Genomic DNA, 16188 nt, shown 5'->3' with positions numbered 1-16188 from the left:
GCCAAACACGGAAGGGCCGCGGCTGCACGCCAGCCACGGCCCGTCCGCTCTATCTGGCGCCTGCTATCCCAGTAGCCATCCGAACGCCGCGCCAGCCGCGCCCTCGATGGCGGCTTGGCACCAGTTCCACTTTCCGTCAGTCGCCATGGAGTAGCCGAAGTTGAATCCGAAGGCCGCGAAGCCGCCGGACATACTGCCCGCCCCTCGGGCGTGCTTCCCGAGCCATCCGACCTTGCCGACTATCCCCCACATGCCACCGACCGTGCCAGCGTAGGTACTGGCAAAATAGCGGTTCGCGTGCGCCGCATGCGATGAGAGATTAGCCGTGCAGCTGAAGCGGCCGGTGAGGTCGCTCTTGCTGAACGGGTCGCCGAACACGTACACGTAGTTGTTCGCGCAGCCGTTCTCGATCGGGTCCACGCTCAGGAAGCGTCCTTCCGCCGCTTCGTAGGCGCGAGCGCCGAGGACGGTGATGCCGGTGCCGGTGTCGGTGAGTTTGCTGTCCTTACCGAAGGCGCCCAGGACGTTGCCGCCGGCGGCGTTGGCCGGGGTGGCACTTCCCGACAACGCCTGGCCCCAGGGGTCGTAGGCGATGGGGTCGTTCAGGCTCGTGCCGGTGTTGTCGGTGACGACGGTGATGTTGTCGTGCAGGTCCGGGTAGGACCACAGGGTGCCGCTGGTCTGGATGGTGGCCATCACGCCGCCGGGTAGCGCGACGAACTGCTGCACGACGTTGCCGTTCCCATCCAAGGCGGCGGCGGCGCTGTCGTCGTAGCCGTTGTACGCGTAGCCGGTGACGGTGCGGCCGGCGGTGTGGGAGACGACGCGGTCCACGGCGTCGTAGGTGTATTCCGTGGCGGTGCCGGACACCGGGGTGGCGGCAGCCAGGCGGTTGGCCGCGTCCCAGGTCAGGGTGGTGCCGTGGTCTTCGGTCTGATTGCCGTGGGTGTCGTAGGCGTAGCCGGTGTCGGTGGTGGCGCCGACTGTGGTGGACACGAGCTGGTCGGCGCTGTTGTAGCAGTAGCCGGTAGTGACGGCGGTGCCGCCGGCCGGAGTGATGGTGATGCTGGTGCGGTTGGAGTTCGCGCCCATGCCGGGGTCGGCGCAGTTCTCGCCCGCCGGATTGGCGCCGTAGCCGTAGGCCGCCGTCGCACCGGGCAGGTAGGCGGTGGCCAGCCTTCCGGCGCCGTCGTAGGTGTAGGTCGCGGATCCGGCCGGGTTGGGGTTGGTCAGCGCGTTGCCGTTGCCTGCCTCCAGTTCGGTGGTGACGCGCTTGCCCGGAGACCTGGTGGTCTGATCCCCGGTCACCAGCGTGCTGGTGGCCGTGCTGGTGAACACCAGGCTGTTCTGGTCGCCCTGGCTGTCGTAGCCCAGGGTGCCGGTGGTGCCGTCGGCGTAGGTGACCGTGGCCAGGCGGCCGGTGGTGCTGTCGTAGTGGGCGGTGGCCAGCAGGTTGGTGCCGGAGGTGACGGTGGCCAGGGTGCCGCTGTCCGGATCGTAGGTGTTGGTGATCGCGCCCTGCGGCCCGGTGGTGGCGGTAACCTGCCCGGCCTGGTTGAAGGTGGTGGTGCTGGTCTTGCCGGCGACATCGGTGTAGCTGACCAGCCGGCCCAGCAGGTCCACGGTGGTGGTGATGGTGCCGGCGGCGTCGGCGACGCTGGTGGTCAGCGGGTTGCCGCCTACGTCGTAGGTGTAGGTGGCGGTGCGGGCTGGCGCGCCGTTGAACGCCGGCCAACTCTGGCTGGTCATCCGGCCGTTGGCGTCGTATCTGGTGCACTCCCACGGCGCGGTGTCGATGCCGTCGGCGGCCCCGACGCGGTGGCCGGCCATGTGGCCCGCGGCGTCGTACACGTACTGCTGCTCCCGGGCCGGTGTGCTGGACGCGGGAGCCGGGTCCGTCTCCGATCGCAGGTTCCCGCCCTGCGGGGTGTCGGCGGCGATGCCGCAGACCGCGGCCAGCGGGCCGGCGGTGCCGGTGTAGTAGGTGTAGGTGCTGCCTTTGCCGGCCGGCAGGGTGCGGCTGGTCTTTCGCAGGTAGGTGCTGTCGCTGGGCGCCTCGTAAGCTGTGGTGGTGGTCAGTGCCGTGCTGCTGCCCGCCCCGACCGTGGTGGAGGTGGCCAGCCCGTACTGCGGTCCCACCGTGCCGTCGGCGTACTTGGTGGTGGTGACCACGCCGTCGGGGTCGGTGACACTGGTCTTGAGCGAGTAGGCCGGGTCCAGGACGGCGTTCGGGATGACCGCGCTGGTGCCGCCGGGCGGCGTCAGCGTCACGGCGAACTCGTTCAGCTGTGTCGCTGAGCCCTGGAAGTCCACCTGGATGGCGTGGATTCCAGCGGCCAGCTGGGTGCCGGTTCCGGTGGTGGTGCGGGTGGTGCCGGCGGCGAAGCCGGTGACGTCCGCGCCGTCGTGGACCAGCGGGGTGCCGTCCAGGTTCACGGTGATCGCCTGGCTGGTGGCCGCTCCGACCGTGTAGGAACCGGCGGTGGCCAGGCTGATCGTACCGGTCAGGCGCATGCTCCACTGCCCGGCAGTGTCCGAACCGGTCGGCGGGCTGCCGGCGTCCCAGTGGGCGCACAGCATGCCTCCGGACGTACCGCCGCTGGTCCCGCACAGTGCTGCCGACTGGGAGCCGCCGGGGTTGAAGGAGTGCGAGGCAGCCGGTCCGGCCGCCTGGCCGTTGGCCCAGAAGGTGGCCGCTAGACCGGCCATACCATCGTCGTATCCATTGCGGGTATGCGGAATCTTCGCCACTCCGCAGCCCGAGGTGTCCTGCGGGTTGCTTACCGGCAGGTAGCCGACCACCGGAGCCTTCGGGGTGACTCCGGTCGGCCAGCCGCCGGCAAAGCAGGCCAGCGGCGCAGGCCCGTAGGTGTCCGTGACGTTGCCGTGCACGTCGTACACGGTGCTGGTCTGCAGCCCGGCAGGGGTGGCCGTGACCACCGCCTGGTCGGTCCCGCACACGCCGGTGCAGTCGCCGCCCGGTGTCGTGGCGTTGGCCCACACGGTCGTGGTGGCGTGCCCCGCCGAGTCCAGCTGCTGCACGATCCGGCCTTGGGCGTCGTAGAACGTCCGCGATTCATAGCCGGAAGCCGGAGCGAACCCGGCAATGGCCGTGTCGGTGTGGTCGGTGGCGTAGGTGTAGGTCCGGGCCGGGCGCGCCGCACCGGGGGTCGGAGCGGGCTGGGTCACTGTGGCCACCCGGCCGGAGCTGTCGTAGCAGATCTGCGTGTCCACCGGGGTCACTGACAGGCCGGTGTCACCGCTGGGGCAGTCGGCTGCGGTGCCGGCCGAGCCGCCGGCGGCGACGTAGTTGCCGGCCAGTGCGTCCCGGATGTCGGCCAGCCGGTTGTCGCTGTCGTAGGCCAGCAGGTCGGTCTGGCCCATCGGGTCGGTCACCGAGGCGATCTGGCCGTTGGCGTTGTAGCCGAAGGTGGTCGCGGTGCCGTCCCAGAAGGCGACCTTGCACAGCATGCCTGCAGGCGCCGGGTCGGCCGCCGGGCAGGCGGCGTCTCCGCCGTAGGACAAGGTGATCGACCGGGCCGACACCGGGTCGGTGATGGCCCGCAGCAGTGCCGGCGTGCCCGAGTACGTGTACCGCAGCGCAGCCGGGTGCCGGTCGTCGGCGGCACTGGTCATCGCAGCCAGGCTGCCGTCCGGGTTGAACGTGTACAGCTGGTTGTCAGAGGTCGCCAGCTGAAGGTGACCCGCGCCGTCGACGTTCAGCCGGTCGTCGTCACCGGCCTGCGCCTGGTAGTAGCCGGGAGCCTGCAAGGTGAACGACGCGGTCTCCCCGGACGCCCCCTGCACGACCACCTGGCTGCCCTCGTCGTCGGCGTGGAACCACTGCGCCGTGGCCGGGTTCGCCAGCAGGTTCCAGCCCGCCGGGACACCGGTAGCGGTCGGCGTCAGCCAGCTGCTGGGCACCACCCACTGCGATACCTGGGCCGGGTCGGAGATTTCGGTGTTCTTGGCCCACAACTGCACGGTGTCGGTGGTGTTCTTGTGCCCGCTCACCCAGCTGTCGACCTCGACCTGATACACCTGCGAGCCGTTGGAGGTGACTGTGCCGTACGACGGGGTCGCGGTGCCGGCGGCACCCGACCAGTCGTCGTACACCGGGTTGGACGACCCGTTGAGGAAGACCCGCATGCCGCCGGTGGTCGCACCGCCGAGCTGCCACGTGCCGGCCGGCAGGCTCAGCGCCCCGGTCCAGCGGACCAGGAACGGTGTGGCGGCGGCGGTGGCCGTGGTCTGGAGCCCGCCGATCGGCGGGGTGGCGTTGTTCCAGCTCGCGTTGACCGAGGCGTCCGTGCGCTGCCCGGCGATCTGGCCGGTGAAGGTGTGGGTTCCGCTGTCGGGGTAGTACTGCGCGGTCAGGCCGTAGTTGCCGCCCTTGGCGATCGAGGACTTCGCCGAGTCGTAGCTCAGCGCCACGCCGGCCGGGCCGGAGACGGTCTGCATGGTCGGCGTTCCCAGCGACACGGACAGGTCGCCGGTCAGCAGGTTCACGGTCTCAGTGGCGGTGGGCACCCCCGGCGCGGGCGAGCCCTTGGCCGGTGTGGTGGTGCCGGCCGGCGGCGCGCCGATGGTGTCGGTCGGCGACGGCCCCCCGTTGCCAAGGCGCTGCTTGACCGTGAACCGGACCGAGGGGCTCGACGAGGGCTTCAGGTTCCCCTCGTAGCCCACGTCGCCGGAGTAGATCGGGGTATAGGCGGTGAGCACCTTGGCGTAGTAGGTGACGCCGTCACGCAGGCTGCCCGGCGGAACCGCCCAGGTGACCGGGGTGGCCGGGGAGTCCGAGGTCGGGCCGTCGTGGAACAGCCACCCCGAGTCGATGACGGCGCCCGTGCCGTCCGACGACGTGGAGACCTTGAAATCGTAGTAGTAGCTGCCCTCATCGCAGTAGGTGCTGGAGCCGTCCGGCGAGACCTGGCAACCGGTGGTGCCGGTCGGCGGGGTGACCGGCGCGGTCAGCGTCGGCGTGGTCGACGACACGACGCTCCCGTCGGCCGGCGAGCTGATCGTCGTCGGCTTCGGCTGCTGCTCGTACTGCGCCATGAAGTACAGGCTGCTGGCACTGAAGGTCGCAAGGCTGCTGCCGGCGGGTCCGGCCACCGAGCTCGGCGTGCCCATCCCGAGCCACCAGCCGTCGCTCCGGTCCGCGAAGTACGACCACTGCGGGCTGCCGGCGGCGTAGGCCGTCTGGAAGCCGGCCTGCGGTCCCGCCAGGGTTTCGAGAAGCTGTCCGCCCGGGATCTGAGCGAACGTCGAGGAGCCGGACAGGCCGTAGAGCGGCACGTCGGTCAGCTGGCTGTCGCTCTGCGCCAGGAACCACGCGTAGGAGAACTGGTACGGCTGGTCGCCCGACTCGACGCTCGGCGGCGCCGGGGCGGGGATGTACACCTCGGGACGCCAGTTGCTTCCCCCTGCGTCCTGGCCGAGTTGGAGGACGCCGGGCAGTGTCTGGCCGGAATCGCTGACGCTGGAGACCGTCCAGCCAGCGGCGGGCGACAACGCGGCATACGTCGGATCGATCACCACAGGGAACGCCGAGGCGGGCAGCTGCGCCAGCCACTCCGGCGACACAGAGACCGTCACCACATCGCCGGCCACCGTCATCCGGGCCCGCGACTCGGCAGTCCGGTCCAACGGTTTCTTCGCCTTCGCAGCCGCCTTCGGGCCCGGCTTGGCGATACTCACCGTCGGGGCCGGCAGGGTGCCCAGCCGGGTACCGCCCGCGCGGAGGTCCACGCCGCCCGCGCGGTTCGGCACCGCCGTGGCCCCGGACAGCTGGAACGAGAAGCTCGACGGGGCGTCCGGCCCCTTGAGGACCAGGTCCTCCTTCACCCCGACAGCGTTGACCTGCTCAGCGAGGTCGGCCTGCGGCCAGAGCTTCTTGTAGGTAGCGGAGTCCCCGGATACCGACGGCGTCAGCGCCGGGTCGGCGACGCCCTGCGGGGCGAAGCCGAAGGTGTGCCCGCCCCGGGTGAACCGCACCGCGCCGCCGGTGCTCCCAGCCGGCCCGAAGGCGACCGACCAACTATTTGAACCGGACTGCCACCATCCCTCTTGGGATGACGGCGCGAGCTTCGTGTCGATCTTCGACCATGTCCCGCCCGCTCCCTTGTAGAAGTGGGGGGTAAAGTAGTGCCGCACCGACAGGCTGCCGTCAGAGTTGCGCCAGGTCGACGTGAACGCCGTCCGATCGGCGACGACCTCCGACACCGGTGTGGGCCGCTTCGCTCGCGGCTTCTCGGCCTTGTGACGCCCCGAAGGTGTCACCGCCTTCAGAGGCGGCACTGAGGCCGACTGCAACAACGACGTGTCATGCTGCGGCGCGGCTGCCGCAGCCATGCCGGTCGCGTTGACCAGTGGCGCCATCAGAGTGAAGGCACCACCTAATATGGCCCACCGCCACACGCCTCGCCGCACACCAGGTCTGGAGCCAGCCTGAAGCACTGTACGCATGTACATCCCCCCACCGGATCTTCATGGCAGCTGTGAACAGAAGTTTGATTTTCGATCCCTTTGACTGTCAACCGTCCGGTAACTGTCAATCCGAGTGAGAGGTCAGGCTGCTTGTGCGACCTGTGATGACGTTTCGTCAGTGGATTCGGTGGTGGGTAGGTTGATCCACACGCGCTCCGGCAGGGGTGGCGGGACGGGGCGGCGGTGGAAGCGTTCCGGGTGGGAGCGGTAGGCCGCGTGCAGGACGTCCGCGCGGCGGGCCTGGACGGCGTGGGCGCTGCCGTCATGGACCGACGCCGTATCCGGTTCAAGCTGAAACGCCTGGTCACACGGGGCAGCCCCGCCCCTGACCGTCCACTCGCCCCGCCGACCAGGGCTCCTCACCCAGACCCAACCCCGAAACGGACATCAGCTCACATCCCGCACTCTCAGGAGATCGCGGTCCGCGGGCGCTCGCGAGGGCCGAGTGGACTGCCCGAGTGGCCCGTTCGGTGCCTTGCAGGTGGGCGCAGCGCGGGAACGCCGACCCGCGGCGCGCTCCCGGCGACGCACGGGCGGGTCCTACTCCAGGGTCTGCGCCGCCGTACGCCGCGGGGAGGCAGGCCCTTCCGGTCCGTACCCCAGACGGATCACCATCTGCGCGAACACCCGGCCGTCCTGCGGCCCTGTCAACTGCTCACGCAGCTCCGGCCATTCCAGTGCCTGGTGCAGCAGCGACGCCCGCACGCCGGCGGCCGTCGCCACCAGCAGGGCGTGCTGAAGCGCCTGACCGGCCCGCAGCCAGTCCGCCCGGCGGTCGTGCGCGGTGGAGAGCACGGCGATCGTGGGTCGTTGCTCGAAGGTGCGGGCGGCGAGCTCGGCAGGGTGGCGGTGCGCCCCGAAGTCCCGCATCGGAACCCGGTCCCGGTAGTCCTGCGGCCCTACGGCCGACGGCGGAACGCCGAGCGCCGTGCCGTCCGGTTCCCGGATCCATCGGCGGCTCTCCGCTCCCCGCTCGCGGTCGGCCGTGTTGCGCCGCTCCGCCTCCAGCGTCACCCGTAGCAGGCGGTCCGTCTCGCCGGGATCCGGGTAGCCGAGCAGGGCCCCCTCGGCGTGCACCGCCTCGGCGAGCTCGTGCAGCAGGGAGGTGGGCAGCGGCCGGTCGGAGAAGGGGAAGCGACTGCTGTGCCGGCGCCACACGGCGTCGTACAGCCCCGCGGCCGGCGAGAAGCGGACGGGACCGCCGAGGCGGACGGCGGCCAGCAGGTCGGGCTCGTCGGGCCTGGGCAGCAGCCGGGTCACCGGTTCCCAGCCGAAGTGCGCGACAGCCAGCCGCACGTTGAACAGCGCGCAGCCCACCGAGAGGTGCAGCGCGCGCCCGGAAGGGTCGATGTGTCGCAGACCGCGGTCGGCGGCCGCCCGGATCTGCAGGGTCGCCGTCTCCGGGTCCAGCCGGAATCGCCAGGGCTGGGTGTTGTGGATCGAAGGGGCGGCCACAGCAGCCGAGACGATCTTCTCCAGGGTCGCCACGTCGAGCAGCGTGGTGGACATGGGGTCTCCTCCCCGCTCGGTGACCAGGGGCCGTCGGGCTTGGTCGGAAGCTCCGTCCACGGTGGCCCCGCCCGCCGGCGGTGGGGCAGGGGCCGGACGGCCCCGCGCCGCGCCGGAAGTCCCGGACGCGGCCGACCGCAGGGACGAAGGCGAACCGGCGGACAGGGCAGACCTGTTCGCCCGCGGACCGAGCCCGCCCTACCGGAGACCCGGCCCGGATCGAAGGCCGACAGGTCCTCGATCGGTCCCGAACAGCCCATGGGGACGCGGCCGGTTCAGGTGGACGCTTCGAGGTGTCAACAGACCTGGGAAGACTCGGCGATGAGGCGCGGGCCGACGACCGCGCCGGACTTCGGAGGTACACCCACCGGAGCATCGGCCGCTTCCGGTCGAACACCCGCCTGCCGGCGCCCGGGCCCCGACTTCGTGTCCGCGTCGGCTCCGTCGAGGAGGAAAGCCATGAAGCACAACAAGGTCGGCTCCGTGATGACCACGGAGGTCGTCCGCGCCGCGCAGGCGACGCCCTTCAAGGAAGTGGCCCGGCTGCTCGGCGAGTACCGCATCAGCGGCCTGCCGGTCGTGGACGAGGACGACAAGGTCGTCGGAGTCGTCTCGGAGACCGACCTGATGATCCGGCAGGCCGACACCCCGGACCCCTACGAGCCGAAGAAGCACCATCGACTCGCCGGCCTGACCCGCAGGGGCCGGACGCGGGCCGCCAAGGCGCGGGCCCGCACCGCGGGTCGGCTGATGACGGCTCCGCCCGTCACGGTCCACGCCGACGACACCATCGTCGTGGCCGCCCGCACCATGGCCCTGCACCACGTGGAGCGGCTGCCCGTCCTGGACGAGGAGCAGCGGCTCGTCGGCATCGTCACCCGCCGCGACCTGCTGCAGGTCTTCCTGCGACCCGACGCGGAGATCCGTACACAGGTCGTCGAGGAGGTGCTGGAGCGCGCCCTGTGGCTGCAGCCGCGCAGCATCGACGTGTCCGTCACGGAGGGCGTGGTCACCCTGGCCGGCCAGATGGACCGCAAGACCGACACGGAGATCGCCGTCTCCATGACCCGTCAGATCGACGGCGTGGTCGCGGTCGTCGACAAGCTCACCTTCCGGCTGGACGACTCACACGTCCGACCCGACGACCGGGCGATGCACGGGGTCGCCGACGAATGGCTGCGGAAGCTGTGACGCGGCGCCGCCGGCACGGAGTGTGTGGTCCCCGGCGCGTCACGCGCCGGGGACCACACACTCCGTAGGCCTGCGTCAGCGGTTCACCGTCAGCGGCACGGTGTCCACGGTCACCGGCCGGCCGTCCTTCGGTGACACGAAGTACGCCGTGAGCAGGCCGGGACCGGACCGGACGGCCCGGTAGGGGACGGTGACGTCGAAGGTGCCGCGGGTGCCGGTGCCGGACGTGGCCCGTACCAGGACGTCGGCGGCCTTGTGCCCGGTCGCGTCGGTCACCTTCAGCCGGAACTCGGCCTCGAACGTGTTCGCGCTGCCCCACACGTGCAGCGGCGTGCGGACCGTATCGCCGAGCAGCGGCGACTCGACCAGGACCGCCGGGGACACGTCCTCGAAGTCGGCGCGGCCGACCGGCCCGTTGAGCACGATCCGCTGCGGGCCGAAGTACGTGACCGGTTTGCCCTCGATCTCGAACGCCACCTTGTGGACGGCCGGGAAACGGGTCAGTGTGAACACGACCTGAGCCAGGCGGGCCCGCATCGACCCGCTGCCGCCGGTGTCGTCGTATCGGCCGGACAGATCGACCGTCGCGACGTGGTTGCGGACGGCGACCGAACGCAGCTCGGTGCCTGGCGGGATCGCGGTGGTGCGGGACCGGCTGCCCTCGTAGCGGCTGGGGCCGGCCAGCAGGGCGCGCAGCGCCGCCGTGGCGGTTGCCGGGGCGGCGACCGTGCGCGGAGCAGGTGAGACCTTCGCGCCGTGCAGGAAGTACACCGCGGTACGGACCTTCCTGGCCGCCGACGTGCCGGAGCCGTCGGCCGAGGACTTCGGTGCCGCCGCCTTCGGTGCCGCGGAGGTCGGGGCCGGGGAGGCGGAGGGCGCCGGGGCACCGGTCGTGCCGCCCGACGTCCCGCTGTCCACGAGGGACGACGTTCCGGCGGGCGTGCCGGGAGCGGTGGTCGTGCCGCAGCCGGCGAGCGTGAGCAGAGGGAGAGCCAGCGCCGCCGTGACCACGGTGGAGCGGTGGCGGCGGGCGCGGCGGGCGTACGGTGTGTCGCTGAACATGGCAGCCTCCTCCGACACTTCCAGCGAACCGCCCGCCGGGGGCATCCCCCAGTGCCGTTCGGCCCCCGACATCGGGCCGAACGGACGTGCAGGCCAGGGCGGTTCGGCTCAGGAAGGACCACCGTGGGCCGGGCGATCGGCAGTTGCCGGGATGAGGGAGGGCCGCTGAGGCCTGGTGCCGGGACCGTCGGCCCATGCCGCGGGGCGGCACGAGCGGGGACGCTGGGGTTGGACGGTTCACGAAGGGTGGACCGTCCGCGAGAGGCGGGATCCACCATGTCCGTGTCGTACGAGAAACCCGGCCACGCGGCGGTGCACCTGACTCGCGCCGCTTCCCTCGCGCCCTCCCCGCACAACAGCCAGCCCTGGTTCTTCGTCGAGGAGGGCCACGACCACGGCTTCGAGGTGCACGCCGACGTCGGGCGCCGCATGATCCTCACCGACCCCGGCGGCAGGGAGATGGTCATCGCCTGCGGGGCGGCGCTGTTCAACGCGCGGACGGCCGTACGGCACCTCGGGTTCCGGCCGGTCGTCGAGCTCCTGCCGGAGCCCGGCAGCCCCGCCTTCCTGGCCCGCGTGGGTTTCGCGACGCACGCCCCGGTCACCCCCGACGAGGCGGAACTCGCCGACGCGATCGCCCGCCGCCACACCCACCGCGGGCCGTTCATGGACGAGTCGCTGCCCGACGACCTCGTGGACGAGCTGCGCGAGCACGCCCGGGTGGAGGGCGCCGTCCTCCAGCTCTTCGACGAGTCCGAGGAGCTGGACGTGCTCGCGGAACTGGTGCGCACTGCCGAGGACACCCACCGCGCGGATCCCGGACACGCCGCCGAGGTGATGCGCGGCCTCGGGCACGGCGGGGTGCCTGTCGAGGCCTGCCGGTACCACCCGGACGGCACCCTCCTCGCCGGTCGCGACTACCTCGGCCTCGCCCGCCGCTACCTCCTGCCGTCCCGCAGGCGCCACCACGGGACGGGCACCGTCGCGGTGCTGTCCACCCCATGCGACGACCGCCACGACTGGCTGCGGTCGGGGCAGGCACTCCAGCGTGTCCTGCTGGCCGCCGCCGCCCGCGGTGTCATGGCCGCCTTTCACACCCAGCCCCTCGAACTACCGGTGCTGCGCGCCCAGATGCGCCATCGCCTGACGGCCGGGAACTTTCCGCAGACGCTGCTGAGGCTTGGCCACCCCGCACAGACATGGACCGCGCCGCGCCGCCCGCCCGCCGAGGTCCTGGTCCGCGACGGCAGCCTGGCCAGGTGGTGACGATGGCAACGGTGCGGCCCGTACGGACGGCCGGGAGCCGGTGGTGGCGGCTGCGCCGCAACCCGCTCAGGCCCCGCAGCTACCTCGTCGAGGGGTGGCTGCTGCCGGCCTTCTGGACCCTGGCCCTGCTCGCGGCCGTCGCCGCGGGCGTGCTCACCGCCGACTTCGTCGCACGCGACGCCGCCGCCCTGCGCACCGAGCGGCACCCGGTGTCGGCCGTACTGACCGAGGACCCGGTGCGCTCCACGGCCGCGGTCGACGGCACCGGCAGCGCGGACGACTGGGCCGGCGTGCGCTGGACCGCGCAGGACGGCACGACGCGCACGGGCGTCGCCCGGGTCGAAGCCGGTGCCAAGGCCGGGAGCACCACGCGGGTCTGGCTGGACGACGAGGGCCGCCTGGTTCCGGCGCCCGCGACGGCAGGCCAGGTGCGGCTGGAGGGCGCGGCCCTGGGCATGGTGGCCGCGGTGACCGGCGCGGTCGCGGTACTCCTCGTCGGCCGGTGCGGGTGTGCCTGGCTCGACCGCAGGCGGCTCGCCCGGTGGGAGACGGAGTGGGCCCGGATGGACCGGCAGCGGGGCGGGAGGAAGGGCTGACGCCCGGCAGATCCTGGGGAACTGTTCACCGAGCGGCATCTCCACGATGCGCACTGCCTGCGCGCCCTCCGGCATCGCCCGCAGGGCGGCGGACGCGTCCGCGTCGACGAACGCCACCATGGAGCCCTCGTCGGCGACCACCGGCGGGTCGAGATGGAGCAGATCGCAGGTCGAGGCGACCGCCTCCGTCTCGGGTACGGCACTCTCCTCGATCTCCACGGCGACGGACGAGTAACGGACGACGGGTTCGTACTCGCGCCGGCCCATCACCGCGCACACATGCCCGGCCGCCAGGAAGACGGGCACCTCGCAGTCCAGGTCGTCGAGCAGGCGCGGTCATCGCGCAGGGGGGAAGACGACGGCCCGGTCGACCTGCCCCGCCGGGACCAACGACGGCATGACGGCGACCCAGCATCGGACGCCGTCCGGCAGCGCTCGTGCGCTGCTGCCGTGCGCCGGCCGAGCACCACCAACACGGCGCTTCCAGAGACAAGGCCTGGCCGCCGGGAGACATGAACAGAACATCTCCCAGGACGGAGTGGGTGAGAGGGGGCCGAACGGACCCGGCCGGAGCCCTGGCGGCCCCTGTCCGGTGGCGGGCCGCAGGAAGACGCTGGGACCGAGACCAGTCCGAACACAGGAGGTAACCGTCATGCTTGCGCCCGTCACCGTCGGAGTCGACGGATCCGCCGAGGGCCTGGCCGCCGCCGAGTGGGCCGCGCACGAGGCGGTCCGCCGTGACCGGCCGCTCCGCCTCGTACACGCCTGGAACTGGCACCCCCGTCAGGAGTCCGGTGAACAGGCCAACGCCGCCCAGCGGTACCTTGCCCGGCGCTCCCTGCGCCAGGCCGAGGAACGCGTCCGCCGCACCTGCCCCGATGTCCGCCTGAACGACGAGCAGGTCGAGGGACCCGCGATCGCCGCCCTGCTGAAGACCGCCGAACAGTCCGAGCTGCTGGTGCTGGGCTCGCGTGGGCTGAGCGCATTCACCGGTTTCGTGGTCGGCTCGGTGGCACTTGGCGTGGTGGCACGGGCAGAGCGCCCTGTCGTCCTCGTCCGGGCGGGGGAGGAGCCTGCCGACGAACACCTGCCCGCCGCCGACGGCAGCGCGTCCACCCGCACCGCATGCCGGGATGTCGTCCTGGGCATCGACCTCGCCGACCCCTGCGACGAGGTGATCGAGTTCGCCTTCGAGGCGGCCCGGCTGCGCGGGGCTCGCCTCAGGGTGGTCCACGCCTGGCGGCAACCCTTCCCGATCGGGCTCGGCCCCGGGGACCTCGGACTGGTCAGCGCCCCGGAGCGGGGCGACGAGTGGCTCGGCTTCCTGACGGCCGTCCTGCGGGTGTGGCGCGACAAGTATCCCGGGGTCGAGGTCGTCGAGACCGTCACGGAGGGCCGGCCGCAGACCGTGCTGGTCCACGCGACGGCCGAGGCGGGCCTGCTCGTCGTCGGGCGCCGTATCACCGAACGCCCGGCAGGACCGCACACCGGCCCCGTCACCCACGCCGCCATCCACCATGTCGGCTGCCCCGTGGCCGTCGTGGCCCACGCCTGAGGGATCTCCGCGGGTACGCCGACGCAGCAGGCCCAGGTACCGGCTCGCCCCCGGTCACTCCTCCCGCAGCATGAGCGTGCACGTCTCCCCGGGGGCGATGGTCACGGCCCGGTCCGCCAGGACCACACGGATCGGTGACCTCTCCGAATCGGGTACGGCGATCCCCAGCCGCCCGTTGCGGCGTCGTACGCCGACACCCCAGTGACCGCGATAGCGCACCGTGAATCCGTACTCGGAGAGCGGGGGCAGCGGGACCGGGTCCAGCCACAGGGAGTCCTCGCGGGTCTCCAGCCCCGTCAGGCCCCGCTGGACCAGGTCGAGGGTCCCGGCCATGGCCCCGAGATGGATGCCCTCACCGGTGGTACCGCCCTGGATGTCGGCGATGTCCGCCTCCAGGGCCTCGTGGACGTACTGCCACGCGTCGGCCCGTCTGGCCCTGGCCAGGACCAGGCCGTGGACGAGTTCGCTGAGGGTGGAGCCATGGCTGGTGCGCCGCAGGTAGTAGTCCACGGTGCGGCGCCAGATGTCGTCGTCCAGCTCGTACCCGAGACGCCGGAACAGCGACCTCAGTTCGGCGGGCGAGAACAGGTAGCCGAGCATGAGGACATCCGCCTGCTTGGACGCCTTGTAGCGGTTGACGGTGTCGCCCTCGGCCTCCAGGATCCGGTCCAGCCGCCGTATGGCGCCGTACCGCGCGCGGTAGGCGTCCCAGTCCAGCTCGGCGAGAGCGTCGTACCCCTCGAACTGGCTGACGAGGCCCTGGTGGAAGGGCACCCGCAGCCGACGGGAGACCTCCTCCCACCTCGGCGGCTCCTCGGGGCCGAGCCCGATCTGCTCGAAGAGTTCGTCGCGGCGCCAGGTGGGCAGACGCTCCAGAAGTTCCAGAGCGCGGGTGAGCACCCAGGCCGCGGTGACGTTCGTGTACGCGTTGTCGTCCAGTCCCGGCCGCGCGGCGCCCGGGTAGCCGTCGTGGTACTCGTCGGGTCCGACGACGCCGAGGATCCGGTAGCGGTCGGTGCCGGGGTCGAGGACGGCGAGGTCCGCCCAGAACCGGGCGATCTGCAGCAGCATCTCCGCGCCTCTGGTGTGCAGGTACTGCGTGTCGCCGGTGGCCTCGCAGTACTGCCAGACGTTGTAGGCGATCGCCGAGCCGACATGGTGCTGGAGCCGGGAGTGGTCTGGCAGCCAGCGGCCGGAACCCGGGTTGAGATGCCACTCCTGAGTCTCCTCACGGCCGTCGCTGCCGCTCTGCCACGGGTACATCGCCCCGGTCCGGCCGGCCTCGGCGGCGGCTCTGCAGGCACGGGGGAGGCGCCGGTAGCGGTAGTCCAGCAGCGCCCGGGAGACCTCCGGGAAGTGCAGGTCGAGATACGGCAGCACGAACAGCTCGTCCCAGAAGACATGACCGCGGTACGCCTCCCCGTGCAGCCCCCGCGCGGGCACGCCCACGTCGAGGTCCGCGGTGTGCGGTGACAGCGTCTGCAGCACGTGGAAGAGATGGAGCCGCAGGATCCGGCCCGCCTCGCCCGGTACCTGGATGTCCGCGCGCCGCCACAACCGCTCCCAGGCGGCGGCATGGGAGTCCAGGAGGGCGGAGAAGTCCGCCGCTGCGGACACCCGGTCGAGCGCCGCGCCCAGCGGATCGCTGATCGCGGTGTCCCGTGAGGTGTGCAGCGCGACGGTCTTGTCCACGGTGACGGGTCGGCCGGGAGCGATCGGGATCACCAGGCGGTTGACGGCGCGGTGGCGGGTCGGACGGAAAGCCGATGACACGACGGGCTGGTCGGCGACGACCGTCGTCCGGGCCACCAGGGCGACCACGACGCCCGACGCGGTGGTCCGGCAGCTCAGCCAGACGGTGCCGGGCTCACGAGTTCCTGTCCGGACTCCGGTCAGGTGACGGCGGTCGAGGGCGCGGTAGCGGTGCACGTTGCCGTTGATCACCTTGCTGTCGAGGGAGCTTTCGACCTCGATCTCTCCCGACCAGTCCTCCGCCGCGAAGACCGTCCGCAGCGCGGCCAGGTGAGGATCCTCCATGTGCACCAGGCGGGTCTGCTCGACACTGAGCACGCCTGTCTCGTGGTTGCGGTGGCGGAAGGAGCGGGTGAGCGTCGCGCGCCGCAGATCCAGGGTGTGGCTGTGCTCAAGGAGCGTGTGCGGGTGCGGGGAGAACCATGGGCCCCAGGCACCCCCGGCGCGGCGCCGGCGGAACCGGAGAAGTAGCCAGTTCGGCAGGTTGACCAGGTCCTCGTTCACCACCTGCCGGCCCGCCACGGTCGACTCCAGCCGGTTGTAGCACCCGGCCGCATAGGTTCCCGGGTAGTGGACCAGCCCCGCCCGGCACTCGGGCAGTGCGCCCCGCGTGGCGAAGTAGCCGTTGCCCAGTGTGCAGAGAGATTCACGCAACCGCTCGGCGGCGGGGTCGTAGCCCGTCCACTCCCATGTCCACTCCGACATCCGCAACCTTTCCGTCGCCCCGGCGGCACTCTCCTGCCGGGGCGGTGCAGGTCCCCAAGGCCA

The 16188-nt window shown here is 71.8% G+C and carries 9 protein-coding genes and 1 pseudogene; 5 read left to right on the top strand and 5 right to left on the bottom strand.

What is annotated here, in order from left to right; genetic code table 11:
* Positions 1-63: 63 nt before the first annotated feature.
* Complete coding sequence (locus tag ACFZB3_RS37175; RefSeq protein ID WP_391384036.1) at positions 64-6225, bottom strand: RHS repeat-associated core domain-containing protein; 6162 nt, start codon at positions 6223-6225, stop codon at positions 64-66.
* Between the two features lie 804 nt (positions 6226-7029).
* Entirely contained in the window at positions 7030-7998 is a 969-nt protein-coding gene (locus ACFZB3_RS37170) for an Acg family FMN-binding oxidoreductase (RefSeq protein WP_391384034.1), read from the bottom strand.
* Between the two features lie 459 nt (positions 7999-8457).
* Here ACFZB3_RS37170 and ACFZB3_RS37165 point away from each other — a divergent pair, with 459 nt between their 5' ends.
* Complete coding sequence (locus ACFZB3_RS37165; RefSeq protein WP_391384031.1) at positions 8458-9189, top strand: CBS domain-containing protein; 732 nt, start codon at positions 8458-8460, stop codon at positions 9187-9189.
* A gap of 75 nt (positions 9190-9264) precedes the next feature.
* Here ACFZB3_RS37165 and ACFZB3_RS37160 read toward each other — a convergent pair whose 3' ends face one another.
* Positions 9265-10251, bottom strand: a complete 987-nt coding sequence (locus ACFZB3_RS37160) for a GerMN domain-containing protein (RefSeq protein ID WP_391384028.1) — start codon at positions 10249-10251, stop codon at positions 9265-9267.
* Between the two features lie 276 nt (positions 10252-10527).
* Here ACFZB3_RS37160 and ACFZB3_RS37155 point away from each other — a divergent pair, with 276 nt between their 5' ends.
* The 3 genes from ACFZB3_RS37155 to ACFZB3_RS37145 are packed head-to-tail and all read left to right on the top strand — an operon-like array spanning position 10528 to position 12348.
* Positions 10528-11517 carry an Acg family FMN-binding oxidoreductase gene (locus ACFZB3_RS37155; protein WP_391384025.1) on the top strand — a complete coding sequence of 330 codons (990 nt, stop codon included), beginning with the start codon at positions 10528-10530 and terminating at the stop codon, positions 11515-11517.
* Positions 11518-11519: 2 nt separating this feature from the next.
* Positions 11520-12113, top strand: coding sequence for a hypothetical protein (locus ACFZB3_RS37150; RefSeq protein ID WP_391384646.1), 594 nt, complete (start codon positions 11520-11522; stop codon positions 12111-12113).
* A 46-nt stretch (positions 12114-12159) separates the two neighbouring features.
* Complete coding sequence (locus ACFZB3_RS37145; protein WP_391384644.1) at positions 12160-12348, top strand: hypothetical protein; 189 nt, start codon at positions 12160-12162, stop codon at positions 12346-12348.
* Here the strand turns inward: ACFZB3_RS37145 and ACFZB3_RS37140 are convergent.
* Positions 12324-12468, bottom strand: a pseudogene (locus ACFZB3_RS37140) (hydrogenase formation protein HypD); the annotation flags it as partial. The gene ACFZB3_RS37145 and the pseudogene ACFZB3_RS37140 sit on opposite strands and share 25 nt — an antisense overlap.
* 297 nt (positions 12469-12765) lie before the next feature.
* Between ACFZB3_RS37140 and ACFZB3_RS37135 the strand changes: the two are divergent.
* Positions 12766-13668 (top strand): universal stress protein, encoded by a 903-nt coding sequence (locus ACFZB3_RS37135; protein WP_391384022.1) that lies wholly within the window; start codon positions 12766-12768, stop codon positions 13666-13668.
* A 54-nt stretch (positions 13669-13722) separates the two neighbouring features.
* Here ACFZB3_RS37135 and ACFZB3_RS37130 read toward each other — a convergent pair whose 3' ends face one another.
* Complete coding sequence (locus ACFZB3_RS37130; protein WP_391384019.1) at positions 13723-16125, bottom strand: glycosyl hydrolase family 65 protein; 2403 nt, start codon at positions 16123-16125, stop codon at positions 13723-13725.
* Positions 16126-16188: the final 63 nt, after the last annotated feature.

It is taken from the genome of Streptomyces sp. NPDC008092, from assembly GCF_042957285.1.
Lineage (GTDB): Bacteria > Actinomycetota > Actinomycetes > Streptomycetales > Streptomycetaceae > Streptomyces.
The sequence above is the reverse complement of the archived record's forward strand: the minus strand, read 5'-3'. Positions and strand labels throughout refer to the sequence as shown.

Coding starts and splice junctions, on each gene's coding strand:
- ACFZB3_RS37150 (WP_391384646.1), top strand. CDS start 11,520: ATGGCAACGGTGCGGCCCGTACGGACGGCCGGGAGCCGGTGGTGGCGG.
- ACFZB3_RS37165 (WP_391384031.1), top strand. CDS start 8,458: ATGAAGCACAACAAGGTCGGCTCCGTGATGACCACGGAGGTCGTCCGC.
- ACFZB3_RS37130 (WP_391384019.1), bottom strand. CDS start 16,125: ATGTCGGAGTGGACATGGGAGTGGACGGGCTACGACCCCGCCGCCGAG.
- ACFZB3_RS37160 (WP_391384028.1), bottom strand. CDS start 10,251: ATGTTCAGCGACACACCGTACGCCCGCCGCGCCCGCCGCCACCGCTCC.
- ACFZB3_RS37145 (WP_391384644.1), top strand. CDS start 12,160: ATGCGCACTGCCTGCGCGCCCTCCGGCATCGCCCGCAGGGCGGCGGAC.
- ACFZB3_RS37170 (WP_391384034.1), bottom strand. CDS start 7,998: ATGTCCACCACGCTGCTCGACGTGGCGACCCTGGAGAAGATCGTCTCG.
- ACFZB3_RS37135 (WP_391384022.1), top strand. CDS start 12,766: ATGCTTGCGCCCGTCACCGTCGGAGTCGACGGATCCGCCGAGGGCCTG.
- ACFZB3_RS37155 (WP_391384025.1), top strand. CDS start 10,528: ATGTCCGTGTCGTACGAGAAACCCGGCCACGCGGCGGTGCACCTGACT.